A 12,021-nucleotide genomic window follows, 5' to 3' on the forward strand; every position below is an offset into this window, starting at 1 on the left:
AGTTTGACAGACACGGCGGCGCAAGCAATGGCGCGTCAACGTGATGCGCTCGATGACAGTGTGAAGGGCATCTACGATCAAGTCCAAGCGCTCACAGCACAACGTGAGATCGAAGCGCAAGCAGCACAAAAGGCTGCTGAAATCGCGCAGCAGCGTGCGACTTGGCAAGATCAGTTAAACAGTTTGACAGACACGGCGGCGCAAGCAATGGCGCGTCAACGTGATGCGCTCGATGACAGTGTGAAGGGCATCTACGATCAAGTCCAAGCGCTCACAGCACAACGTGAGATCGAAGCGCAAGCAGCACAAAAGGCTGCTGAAATCGCGCAGCAGCGTGCGACTTGGCAAGATCAGTTAAATAGTTTGACAGACACGGCGGCGCAAGCAATGGCGCGTCAACGTGATGCGCTCGATGACAGTGTGAAGGGCATCTACGATCAAGTGCAAGCGCTCACAGCACAACGTGAGATCGAAGCGCAAGCAGCACAAAAGGCCGCAGAGATCGCACAGCAAAGAGCGACTTGGCAGGACCAGTTAAACAGTTTGACAGACACGGCGGCGCAAGCACTTGCACGCCAGCGTGACGCACTCGATGACAGCGTAAAAGGGATCTTTGATCAAGTTCAAGCGCTCTTAACGCAAAAGCAAGCAGCCGAATTTGCGAAACGAGCGACCGACGATGCAATGTCATCGTTGGAAAAATCGATCAACGTCGAGAAAGATCGAGTGGCAGCTATTCGAGACGTGGCACAGGAATCGTTCAATAGTATCACTGGCGTATTTACTTTATTGCGCGATCAGATTGAGGAGATATATGGCTCAGTCGATAGCACAAGAGAGATGCAAGTCAATGCGGCGACTAGCTTTATTGATGACGCGCTAGCCAGTGCGAAAGTGACCGGAAATTTGCCCGATCAAAGGAAGCTTTCGGAAGCGATCGCATCGTTGCGAGGTAGTTTAAATCCAGACCAATTTGCAAGTCAGTTTGAGGCGGACAGAGCTGCTTTAGTCATGGCTGGAAAGCTAAGTCAGCTAAGGGATATAGCTGCACCGCAGCTCACAGCAGCAGAGCAAGCTTTGCAGGTTGCAAATAATCAACTGACTGCACTCGATGCGCAAGTATCGCTGGCACGGCAGCAGGTTGATGCGCTGAACGGTGTCAATGACAGTGTCTTGAGTGTGGAAGCTGCAATGCAAGGATTGACTGCGGCTTTGCAAACACAAAGTCGTGGAACGCAATCTATACCCGTGACGGTAGTTAGTTTTGACACAGGTATTAATTATGTCCCGCCATCGTCAGGTACTTCAGCAGCTGCATCAGATAACAGTGTTCGGCTGGAGCGGCTTGTCGAAGGCTTGACTTTGGAAGTGCAGAGACTGCGAGTGCTTGCCGAGGCTGGCAATCAAAGTGCACGTCGAACAGCGGATGCAGTCAATGGTAGTCCAGAACAACCAATGTTAACGAGGTCTGTGTAATGCACATCATTATTCCAATCAAAATCACCGAAGCGATGATTGGCAGCGGCACATCGATTGCGGAACCAGCAGCCGGTGAAACTGTGTGGGTTTCGGGTGGTTCGTATGCGCTTGGCGCTTTGCGTATCCGCCTCGAAACCCATCGCGAGTATGAATGCGTGCAGGCGCATTCAGGTCGCACAGAGTTTCCGGAAGATGATTCTGCATACTGGCTTGATAAAAACCCGACGCAGCGACATGCGCCGTTTGATGCCTATAAGTCTACTGCTGCAAAAGCTACTGGTGCTCTTACTTATGTACTGAGTCCTGGCTACTTTAATGTCGTAGCACTGTATGGGATGAATGCACTATCGCTCACTGTCATCTTGAGACCAGAGCCGGGAGGTACGCCAATTTATAACGAGACTTACGACTTGTTAGAGCCGCCAATCGGTGATTATGAGTACCTTTTTTCACCACCCAAGTACATTAAGAAAATAATCGTCAAAGACTTGCCGATTCGCCCCAGCGCAGAACTCACATTGACATTGACATCGTCAAGTGGTGAGCCTGTGTCGATCGGTATGATTAATGTAGGTGACTACAGCCCATTGTATGGCGACGGTGAGTGGGGTGGTACTCGATATGGTTGCAGCGCTGAGCCGGTTAGCAACAGCTATGTTGATTCCAATCCAGACGGCACGTTTGAAATCAAAAAACGGCTAAGCGCAACGGGTATGCGAGCGGTTGTAGAGCTGCCTTTAAATCAAGCGAATCAAGCGCTGGAAAAATTACAGTCTGTGCTTGATGAGCCTGTGAGTTACATCGCCAGCGATCTACCTGATTACGCTGGACTTAATGTATTTGGCTTAGGTAAGTCGTATGTCACTTATGACGGCGAGGGTGGCGCAACAATCAATATTAGTGTTCAGGGATCAATCTAAATTATATTTTCAAGAGGAAAAATACAATGGCAGTCACACCACCACCAGTAATTCCCGCAAGACCGGCACCGCCTAATCCAGCGAACCGCGCTACCTATAATGCTTTGGCATATCCGTGGGCAGCGTCATTGCCTGTCAATGATGCTGCGATTTCCGCAGTTGCTGAAAACGTGTTTGATAACGCGACCGACGCAGCCGCGAGCGCTGCCTTAGCTGCTGCGAGCGTTGAGGCAGCTACTGATCAAGTAACTCTTGCAGCTGCGCAGGTGACTTTGGCAGAAACACAGGCAGTGAACGCGGCGAATAGTGCGACAGATGCGCTCAATAGTAAGAATGCCGCAGTAATAAGTGCAGGCGATGCAGCCGCAAGCGCAACGACGGCGGTCAGCGCACCCGGTACGAGTGCGACTAGCACAACGAGTGTTGCGGTCGGCCTTGGTTCGAAGTCTTTCACGATTCAAACGGGCAAACTTTTATCCGTTGGCGCTTCGGTAAAAATCGCAGATACGGCGACGCCCACAATCTGGATGCATGGCGACATAACAAGTTACAACACGGGCACGGGCGCTTTAATCGTAAACGTCACAACGATTAGCGGCGCGGGCACGCTTGCAGCTTGGACTGTCTCGCTTAGTGCGCCAGCAGGTGTTTCGACTTACCCGAAACGCATTTCATCAAACAAGACGGCGGCTTACACAGTCACACTTGCAGATCATGCTTCGATAATTCGCACAACGTCTGGCACGGGGGACATCACGCTATTGGCTTCGGCCACGGCTGGTGTAGGGTTTTACTTTACTTATGTGAACGAAACAAGCGCGGTGCGCTTAATTACTCGCGCTGGTACAGATACTTTTCAAGGCGGCGAAGCAAGCGTATTTGTCCCACCTAATTCATCCGTCACGATTTCATGTGCTACAGCCTCAGTTGGCGGTAAGTGGAAAGTGGAGAGCGTTGCGGCTACAGGTACGGGGGCTAATTCGATAGCGCTCGGCGCGGGCGTTTCGTCCGGTCAAAGCTCAATTGCAATCGGCGGCGGAAACGGCACGGCTACAGCGTCGGCGCTTGCGGCGATTTCTTTAGGATCAGGAACCGCAAACAATAGTAATGCGACCGTCATAGGATCAGGCACAGCGTCGGGGGCAAATAGTCAAGTGATAGGCGGGGGCGCGGCGTCCAATACTAACGCTATTGTTTTCGGGTCGGGCACGGCTTCGGGACAAGACGCCGTTGCTATCGGATCAAATACCGCAAGCGGCCTGCGTTCGTTCGCTTGCGGTATTTTCGGGCTGGCAGATTTCACGGGCAAACATGTACATGGGGCGCACTCGCCCCGTGGCGGCGTACACGGATATTCGCAGTACGCAAGAACGGTGTTATCCGCAAACGCAACAGCCGCAAGCACAAATTATGTCTTAACAGCGGACAACGCTGGAGCCGCTAGCGCGTCAAATCTTATTAATGTCCCTCTTTCGCGTTTAGTGACTTTTACCGCTTTAGTTTCCGCAGGCCGCGCGGCCTCATCAGGCAGCGAGGTAGCGGGCTGGGAAGTTAAAGGAGTTATCCGCAGAGGTAATACGGGCAACGTCGCGCTAGTGGGGGTGCCTACGGTCACAAGTTTAGGCGGAACCGTCCCAGCAGGCTGGACGTTGACGGCTACCGCAGACACGACCAATCAAGGTCTCGCGCTAACTTTCAACATGGGCGCGACGGCAATGGGCGCGGTATTTGTGAGCGCAACGGTTCACGCGGCGGAAGTCGCACTCTAATCAAATCGAAAGGTAAATTTTATGGCCAACTATAACGAAACAAATTTAACTGGCAAAAGCTGGCAGCGTTGCAACCAAGTGCTTATTACCAACCCTCGCAACGGGGCGCCGATGGTGCGACTTAGCGAAGAAGTAATCGTAAACGTGGGTGAGCGCGAGTTTTCGGAGTCGCTTCCGGGAATCCAATTTGATTTTGATCCGAGCATTGTTATTCAAATGCGCAATCCTGAGACAGGGGAGGTGATCCCGGGTGTAACGATGACCGGAATACAGATTTATGCGGCGATGTACTCACTCTATATTCAAAAAGCAATCGAACGTGATGCTTTGCAGTCTCAATAAATTTTCATAAATTTTTCAGTTGAAAGGACTGGCATGTCAAACACAGCAAAGCACATCATCGACGCTGCAAGCATCGGCGGAACCATCGCAACCCTCGCCGGTTGGCTTCCGCCTATTGCGGCGTTAGTATCGATCCTGTGGGTCTGTTTTCAGTTCTATCACTCCGATCCTGTAACTAGGTGGCGCAAAGAAAAACGGCGCAAATTCTAGCCGCAATAAACCATGAGACGACCTTACTCGGTCGTCTTTTTTTTATCCAAAAAATGAAAGGTACACAATGAAAGACCTGATCAAAGAGTTCTTGAAACGTCCGATTCTATGGGGTTTGGGCGTGGCTGCAGCGTTGTTCGTTGGCGTGTTGTTTTACACTGATCCCGACCGTGGCGAGTCAACACAAGGCATGCTGTTAAACCTGTTCAGCGTGGGTTTAGCATTCACGTTGGCCGCGATCATCACCAAGTTCACATTCGATAAAGTGAACTTTCGATTGCACGCAAAAAAAGCAGAAGATGGCAGCTTGCCTTCGGCCATTGTCATCGTCGGGTACATGGCATTTCTAGCGGCTGCGGCTTTCATCTTCTCGCCACGTGCGCATGCGCAAGATGTGCAGACGTATGTACCAATGGGCGCATACAAGTATTGTCCGCTGCTGCAAGTGGAAAAGGCAAAGCACTGGCCTACACATATCGCACCGGCTGCGCTGTGCAGCTTGGTAGAGCAAGAGAGCTGCATCCACCTCAAACATCCGCGCTGCTGGAATCAAAACGCTCGGCTCAAAACAGATCGAGAAGAGGGCGCGAGCTTTGGACAGATCACACGAGCCTTCCGCGCCGATGGAACGATACGGTTTGATGCGCTCAGTGCTGCTAAGCAGCTCGATCCCTCCCTGCAAGACTGGTCGTGGGATAACGTCTACCAGCGACCGGATCTAGCACTTCGCGCTATCGTCTTGATGAACCGCGATTGCGTCAACCGGCTATCCCGTATGGTCAACGATCCGCACCAAGTGTTGCGAATGTGTGATGCGGCATACAACGGCGGCTACGCGGGCATGCAATCCGAGCGCCGTGCATGCGGGCTGCGCACAGGTTGCGATCCGCAGATCTGGGACGGCCACGTCGAAAATGTCTGCCTAAAGTCAAAAACAAAATGGCGCGGGTACGGGCAGTCAGCTTGTGAGATCAACCGGGAGCACGTGCGTATGGTTTTTGATGTGCGCTATGAGAAGTACAGACGGTTCGTGGTGCGTACATGATGGCCGCAATATTGCCGTGGTATGCGCGTATCGGTTTTGTCGGGATGGCGCTGCTGATGGTCTTCGGCATCGGCGTCCGCTATGGCGAGAAGCGAGAAGGGCAGAAGCATCTCGACTACATCACGGATCAAGCAAGTGCATCAATTAAGCTGATGCAACGCCAGCAGGTAGTCGTGACGAAGATTGAAACGAAGTACCGAGACCGCATTAAAACGATTTACTTGAATGGAGAAGAAATTGAAAAAACAGTTAGAAACTATATTTCGCCAGTTGCTGATGCTCGCTGCATCGTTAATGACGGCTTCGTGCGTAGCTACAACGCTGCCTGGACAAACACCGATGCCGGAGCTGCCGCCAGTACTGATGGAGAACCCTCCGGAGTTTCGATTATTGAAGTTGCAGAAGCGGACGCCCACAACGCAAAGGCCTGCTTCGCATGGCGGGAAAAAGTCTTTGGATTGAGAGAAGCTTATCAAAGACTGAAAGAACTAAGAAGTAAAGATCCTTAGTTTAGTTATCATTTATGGACTCTAAAAATCTCTGTGCTGTATTTTGGACTGAGCCGAAATTTTCGCGCATCATGCTAATGTATTCATTGTCATTCTCAAAATCGCAGTTTAGTTCATCACGGCAGCATACATTGAAAAGTACGAGTTTTTCCAAGTATGGTTTTGCGCGTTCGATGACTGCTATAAGTTCGAGATTTTTTTTTCGTTCTCTCGATAGGTCAATGGCGTTTTGAAACGAAGCAAAAGCAAACGCTTCATTTGCTGCGAGCATCGCCTTTATCGTTTCTAATGAACAAACAGTCTGAAGTTTAAAGAAATTTTTCTGGCAGTCTTCGATGATTTTTTGACGCTCATCATCATCCATATTGGGGATTGCGTAAGTGAGTAAATATTTGTACTGTTGAGCAAGACTTGCCGCAGTTTCAAGAATGATTTCCTTTCGTAACTCTAAATTTTGTTCGGATTGGTGACGAGTCGCTGCACCGATGTTTTGTCTATGAACTCCAAACAATGCTATAAGAGCAACAGTGCATGCGCCACTGATAGTAAAAATTGCGCCTTTCACTAGATCAGAAAGATAAAACGTATAGCCAAAAGTTGGAGCTACTTCTTGAGTTAAAAAATAAAGCCCTGAAAGCGCCCAAGTGATTAGTGCTATTGATACTGGCAACATAAAAATTGCAGCCAGGTAGATTACAAAATATTCTTTAATATTGATTCTGATTCCAGATAGCAAGGAATGGGTGTCTTTCTTTTTCTTGGTAGTCATTGTAGCAATCTTCTAGAACTGAAAAAGAACAGAGCGCCAATAACGCTGCGCTAACAGCGTTATTGGCCTCTCATCACTGGTATAGGCAGTAAATCAAGCTAAGGCTCTGCTACCCTCCGGAGGGCGGGCAAAGCTTAGCATAATCATTAATAAAAAGGTTTACTTATGCCAACACTTCCTATCATCCCGTGGATAGGTGGTAAGCGTCGTCTTGCCGATAAACTTATTCCACAATTTCCACCACACACTTGCTACGTCGAGGTTTTTGCAGGCGGTGCCGCGCTTTACTTCATGCGGAATCCAGCCGAGGTTGAAGTCATTAACGATGTTAATGGTGAATTGGTGAATTTATATCGTGTTGTAAAAAACCATCTTGAAGAGTTCGTCCGACAATTCAAATACGCATTGTCGAGTCGTGACGTCTTCAAATGGCTTCAGGACACACCACCGCAAACGCTCACGGACATTCAACGCGCAGCGCGGTTCTTTTACCTTCAGCAGCACGCATTCGGCGGCAAAGTCGATGGTCAAACCTTTGGCACGGCCACGACCGCACCACCAGTCAATCTGCTGCGTATCGAAGAAAACTTATCGTCAGCCCATTTGCGTCTGTCGAACGCCTTCATCGAGAATCTAGACTGGCACAAGTGCATGGAGCGATACGACAGACCGCATACTTTCTTTTATCTCGATCCGCCATATTGGGAGACTGAAGGCTATGGCGTTGACTTTGGTATTGACCAATATGAAAAGATGGCCGCAATGCTGAAGTCAATCAAGGGGAAGGCAATCGTGAGCTTGAACGATCACCCCGACATTCGACGAATCTTTGCTGACTTTGAGATTGACACGGTGCCGATCAAGTACACCGTGGGTGGTGGGGCAAAAACTGTCGACCGTGCGGAGGTGATCATCTACAGCTGGGATCGGTCGCTTGATCCGGTCGGCTTGTTCTAGGTATTTCACCCAGCCGGGACTTAGCTTAGATTGCGATAGCGATGTGCAAATAATAGAAATTTGCACGTCGCTTATCTTGACCAGGAGGCATAAGATACTTGCATCGAAACCCACTTATGGATCAAAAAATGCAAACATTTCAATCAAGCGTAATTGACACAAACGGCAACGATCTCGGCAAAATGGCGATCAAGATCGAAATGCATCAGGGGGCACCCGCTCGTGTCCAGCATAAAAATGAGATGTTTTACTCAACTGGGAAAACAGGCACGAATATCAAGTCAGGCGAATTTTCAACAGAATTGGCAAGCTCAAGCGATCAGCGTATCTGGATCGCCACACCGAGCAATACGCTTTACGAAGATTAATAGCTGGGATCGGTCGCTCTATCCGGTCGGATTGTTCTAAGTCTCCTAAGTCAAACGCCCCAAAACTTCGGGGCGTTTGTTGTGTTTTGATTCGGTTCTGAATTTACGTAATCCTTCGAGCGGCCTCTTTCACAAGACCTTGAAGGTCTCGATAAAATTTATCATTCAAAATGCTCAAAACTACCAATGAGCAAATAGTAGCCATAACAAATTGAATGTAGACGTCTAGCGCGGTTTTAAATTCAGGGATATCAACTACCTTTGCGTAGTGAAGTAACGCGTACAAAAGTATGTAAATCAAAATTTCTGTAAATGCGACAATTGACAAAATATTTGTCGCAACAAACGTGCTTGAAAACAAAAAATATCCTTTAGGATTTTTCTTCCGTACATATTTTAAGATTTCAACATCGACCTCTTGGGTAAGCCTTTTTCTGTGCAATGGAAGCATTTTAAATTCCCTAATCAAAAAAACTTTTGTTTAAATAAATAAAAGAGAATTGTACTGATTTTTTAATCAGTGTCATGTGATTATTTGCGTCCTGTTGTTTTGAGTCATCTTAGGTAGTATGATTTGTACTGATTAAATATACAGTGTCTTTGAAAAATCATGAAGTGCTACAAAGTTGATATGCGTTTTCAAGGGGTCGCGATCCCGAAAGCTAGGCTGTTTGATCGCTTCAGCAATTTGCGCTCGGGTGAATTGGAACTGCGCGAAACGACAGACAAGCAACTTCACCGGCTATCAAGACTCGCCATGTTCAAACGTGGGGAATACACCGACAGATTGTTCGATGCGCAGATTCTTTGGATCGAAGGCGACAGGATGATGCTGACTGGCTTCGATGCGATGGGCACAACGCACTGGGCGCAATCTTGGCTGATCATCATGGGTGATGCGTCAGAGTTGCCGCATGGTCGCTAGGGCAGCGTCTTGTTAGAGTTTTTTCGCGAGCTCTTCGGCGGTCTCATTGTAATATGTGCGAAGCTCGTTCAAGTCTTTGTGACCAACCATCCGTGCAAGTTCGAGCACATTTAATTTTTTCGCTAGTCTGGTGATTGCAAGGTGCCGGGTGTCATGAAATGTTCCATCGAGTACGCCAGCGGCTGTTTTGGCTTTACGAAAGATTGCCTCGGCTGAACTGGCTTTAACATGAAAAAGTGTGCCATCTTTCTCTTGTTCTGGTAGCAGCTTCAGAAGTTCTAGCGCTCTTTTGGATAGAGGCACGTGTCTCGACTCACCATTTTTTGTTTGTTTGAGGTGGGCGACACTTCCACTAATGCAATCGTCTGTGAGGTTGCAAATTTCACTTTGTCGCATGGCTGTCTCGATTGCAAACAAAAAGGCGATACCAACACACTGTTTTTTTGTTGTTGCCATGGATTCATTGAATCCGAGTGCAAGCGAAATGCGTTGAATCTCATCGTCGTTGTAGAGCTTATCTCTTGCTTTGTTTTCTTTTGGACGTCTAACATCGGTGGTAGGGCTATGTTCGACCCACCGCCATTCACGCCTCGCTACGGTGAATACGTTGCTTAGAAGTTTAAATTCTCGATTGACAGTTGATCCAGATACTTTGTCGATTTGCATCCTATGGTCGCGCCATTTGCCGAGAATCTCAGGTGTGATGTTGCACAGCATGATGGAAGAAAGCGTCTGTTTGTCGATGACTGCACGACCGATCAGGTCAAGGCGCATTGACTCCCATCGATGGCCAGCTTTATGCACTGACACTTCTTCTTTGTAGCGTTCAAAAGCTTGTCCAAGCGTCTTGTCTGCTACAATGCCGGTCGTTGTCTGCTTTCGAAGCGCGGTTTCTCTTTCAGTCGCCCAAGCCACAGCCTCGGCCTTTGTGCTGAATGTTTTAGTATCGCGAATGCCTTTTATTGCAACCTGGGCACGCCATCCACCAGATCGTTTCAAATACGACGCCATAAGATCATCAAAGTTATTGAAAGCGGTATCTTGGTGTAAATTTGGTGTAATGGCAAACAGTTTTTATCTGTTTTTATCGGTATTTTGTGGAAGGCTGAAAAGGAAAAAAGCACTTTAACTTATTGATTCTATTAAGTTAAAGTGCTTTTAAGGTGTATTGCTATTTCATGCTGTGGTGCCCACGGAGGGCACCAATCTCATTTTGCATGACGGCGTATTGCGCTAACAATTGTTCTGGGTCGTGGATCTCTTGTTCGCCTACGTGCGGGTTTTTGCAGTCGAGGTTGTAGTTGCGCGTTTTGATGTCGCCTATGCTGACTTTCCATGCCTGGCTGTTTTCCGTACGCGTACTGAATCCATCCGCTTCTGTGCCCCACCAAGCGCGTTCTGCTGCGAACTCTTCTATCTTCATCGGCTTGGTTTTGTTATAGCTCTTTACACCCTCTGGGTAGGGATGTTCGTAAAACCAAATGTCCTGCGTTGGTTTGCCTTTGCTGAAAAACAGCAGATTGGTTTTGATGCCGGTGTAGGGGGCGAACACGCCATTGGGCAGACGCACGATGGTATGCAGATTACATTCTTCCAGCAGCTTTTCTTTGATGCGGGTTTTGATGCCTTCGCCGAATAAGAAACCGTCTGGTAAAACGAGGGCGGCGCGGCCATTGGCTTTGAGCATTTGCATGATCAGTACCAAAAACAAATCGGCAGTCTCGCGGGTGCGGAAGGTGGCGGGGAAGTTGGATTCGATGCCGTCTTCTTCCATCCCGCCGAACGGTGGATTGGTGACGATGACATCGACGCGCTGCTGTGGTCCCCAACTGATTAGCGGGTAGGACAGGGTGTTGTCATGGCGGATGTTGATTGGGGTATCGATGCCGTGCAAGATCATATTGGTGGTGCAGAGCAAATGCGGCATGGGCTTTTTTTCTATGCCCAAGATACTGTTTTGCAATTGCGTTTCATCGTCGACTGTTTTGACGTCTTGGCTGCGGATGTGTTCGATCGAGCAGGTTAAGAAACCGCCTGTGCCGCAGGCTGGGTCCATCACTTTTTCACCGAGACGTGGGTTGACCATTTGCACCATGAATGCGGTGACGGCGCGTGGTGTATAGAATTCACCGGCGTTGCCTGCGGCTTGCAGATCGCGCAGTAGTTGTTCGTACATGTCGCCGAATAAGTGGCGCTCTTGCGCTTTATTGAAATCGACACCTTCTTGAATTTTGTTGATGACCTGGCGTATCAGTTGGCCGGACTTCATGTAGTTGTAGGCGTCTTCAAACACCGAGCGGATCACAAAGGCGCGTTGATCGTCCCCTCTGGCTTCTAGTTTTTGTAGCGCTGGGAACATGTCAACATCAAGAAACTGTTTGAGCTCGTCGCCGGTCATGCCTTCGGCGTTGGCTGCCCAATTACGCCAGCGGTATTTCTCGGGTAAAGGCGATACGTAGTTGTCTTGCAGCAGCTCCCATTCTGATTCGCGGTCATCAAAGATTTTGAGGAATAACATCCAGACTAATTGGCTTAAACGCTGTGCGTCGCCGTCAACGCCTACGTCTTTGCGCATGATGTCTTGGATGGATTTGATGGTGCTGGAAATGCTCATGGTGTTCTTTTCTGCTTAAGGTTTTTTGGTTTGTTGATGTTTTGATTTAGTTCTTGCTTCGTTTTCTTGTGTACTTTTTTAAACTCCCCTCTACCGCGCAAGCGGGAGAGGGGT

At 48.8% G+C, this 12,021-nt stretch carries 11 protein-coding genes and 1 pseudogene; 9 read left to right on the plus strand and 3 right to left on the minus strand.

Annotated elements, in window-relative coordinates:
- The 6 genes and pseudogenes from AC1RR2_RS18525 to AC1RR2_RS18550 all read left to right on the plus strand — a co-directional run.
- Positions 1-1,476, plus strand: a pseudogene (locus AC1RR2_RS18525) (hypothetical protein); the annotation flags it as partial.
- Positions 1,476-2,399, plus strand: coding sequence for a hypothetical protein (locus tag AC1RR2_RS18530; protein WP_493223757.1), 924 nt, complete (start codon positions 1,476-1,478; stop codon positions 2,397-2,399). The pseudogene AC1RR2_RS18525 and the gene AC1RR2_RS18530, both read left to right, overlap by 1 nt.
- 26 nt (positions 2,400-2,425) lie before the next feature.
- Positions 2,426-4,168: a hypothetical protein gene (locus tag AC1RR2_RS18535; RefSeq protein ID WP_493223758.1), complete on the plus strand. Its 1,743-nt coding sequence runs from the start codon at positions 2,426-2,428 to the stop codon at positions 4,166-4,168.
- A 21-nt stretch (positions 4,169-4,189) separates the two neighbouring features.
- The gene (locus AC1RR2_RS18540; protein ID WP_493223759.1) at positions 4,190-4,510 is read left to right on the plus strand and encodes a hypothetical protein; all 321 of its coding nucleotides are present in this window, start codon (positions 4,190-4,192) and stop codon (positions 4,508-4,510) included.
- 277 nt (positions 4,511-4,787) lie between these two features.
- Positions 4,788-5,765 carry a lysozyme family protein gene (locus AC1RR2_RS18545; protein ID WP_493223760.1) on the plus strand — a complete coding sequence of 326 codons (978 nt, stop codon included), beginning with the start codon at positions 4,788-4,790 and terminating at the stop codon, positions 5,763-5,765.
- Positions 5,762-6,274 carry a hypothetical protein gene (locus AC1RR2_RS18550; RefSeq protein ID WP_493223761.1) on the plus strand — a complete coding sequence of 171 codons (513 nt, stop codon included), beginning with the start codon at positions 5,762-5,764 and terminating at the stop codon, positions 6,272-6,274. The genes AC1RR2_RS18545 and AC1RR2_RS18550 overlap by 4 nt, the downstream gene beginning before the upstream one ends.
- A gap of 1 nt (position 6,275) precedes the next feature.
- Here AC1RR2_RS18550 and AC1RR2_RS18555 read toward each other — a convergent pair whose 3' ends face one another.
- Positions 6,276-7,043, minus strand: a complete 768-nt coding sequence (locus AC1RR2_RS18555) for a hypothetical protein (protein WP_493223762.1) — start codon at positions 7,041-7,043, stop codon at positions 6,276-6,278.
- 165 nt (positions 7,044-7,208) lie between these two features.
- Between AC1RR2_RS18555 and AC1RR2_RS18560 the strand changes: the two genes are divergently transcribed.
- The 3 genes from AC1RR2_RS18560 (at position 7,209) to AC1RR2_RS18570 (ending at position 9,293) form a co-directional block, all read left to right on the plus strand.
- A complete protein-coding gene (locus tag AC1RR2_RS18560; RefSeq protein ID WP_493223763.1) occupies positions 7,209-8,000 on the plus strand; it encodes a DNA adenine methylase in 792 nt (263 codons plus the stop codon).
- Between the two features lie 128 nt (positions 8,001-8,128).
- Positions 8,129-8,368 carry a hypothetical protein gene (locus AC1RR2_RS18565; protein WP_493223764.1) on the plus strand — a complete coding sequence of 80 codons (240 nt, stop codon included), beginning with the start codon at positions 8,129-8,131 and terminating at the stop codon, positions 8,366-8,368.
- A 610-nt stretch (positions 8,369-8,978) separates the two neighbouring features.
- A complete protein-coding gene (locus tag AC1RR2_RS18570; protein WP_493223765.1) occupies positions 8,979-9,293 on the plus strand; it encodes a hypothetical protein in 315 nt (104 codons plus the stop codon).
- Between the two features lie 12 nt (positions 9,294-9,305).
- Here AC1RR2_RS18570 and AC1RR2_RS18575 read toward each other — a convergent pair whose 3' ends face one another.
- Positions 9,306-10,292, minus strand: a complete 987-nt coding sequence (locus AC1RR2_RS18575) for a tyrosine-type recombinase/integrase (RefSeq protein ID WP_493223766.1) — start codon at positions 10,290-10,292, stop codon at positions 9,306-9,308.
- Positions 10,293-10,464: 172 nt separating this feature from the next.
- Entirely contained in the window at positions 10,465-11,907 is a 1,443-nt protein-coding gene (locus AC1RR2_RS18580; RefSeq protein WP_493223767.1) for a type I restriction-modification system subunit M, read from the minus strand.
- Positions 11,908-12,021: the final 114 nt, after the last annotated feature.

The sequence above is a fragment of the Undibacterium sp. GW821-FHT11H02 genome (genome assembly GCF_058808015.1).

Coding starts and splice junctions, on each gene's coding strand:
- AC1RR2_RS18530 (WP_493223757.1), top strand. CDS start 1,476: ATGCACATCATTATTCCAATCAAAATCACCGAAGCGATGATTGGCAGC.
- AC1RR2_RS18535 (WP_493223758.1), top strand. CDS start 2,426: ATGGCAGTCACACCACCACCAGTAATTCCCGCAAGACCGGCACCGCCT.
- AC1RR2_RS18540 (WP_493223759.1), top strand. CDS start 4,190: ATGGCCAACTATAACGAAACAAATTTAACTGGCAAAAGCTGGCAGCGT.
- AC1RR2_RS18545 (WP_493223760.1), top strand. CDS start 4,788: ATGAAAGACCTGATCAAAGAGTTCTTGAAACGTCCGATTCTATGGGGT.
- AC1RR2_RS18550 (WP_493223761.1), top strand. CDS start 5,762: ATGATGGCCGCAATATTGCCGTGGTATGCGCGTATCGGTTTTGTCGGG.
- AC1RR2_RS18555 (WP_493223762.1), bottom strand. CDS start 7,043: ATGACTACCAAGAAAAAGAAAGACACCCATTCCTTGCTATCTGGAATC.
- AC1RR2_RS18560 (WP_493223763.1), top strand. CDS start 7,209: ATGCCAACACTTCCTATCATCCCGTGGATAGGTGGTAAGCGTCGTCTT.
- AC1RR2_RS18565 (WP_493223764.1), top strand. CDS start 8,129: ATGCAAACATTTCAATCAAGCGTAATTGACACAAACGGCAACGATCTC.
- AC1RR2_RS18570 (WP_493223765.1), top strand. CDS start 8,979: ATGAAGTGCTACAAAGTTGATATGCGTTTTCAAGGGGTCGCGATCCCG.
- AC1RR2_RS18580 (WP_493223767.1), bottom strand. CDS start 11,907: ATGAGCATTTCCAGCACCATCAAATCCATCCAAGACATCATGCGCAAA.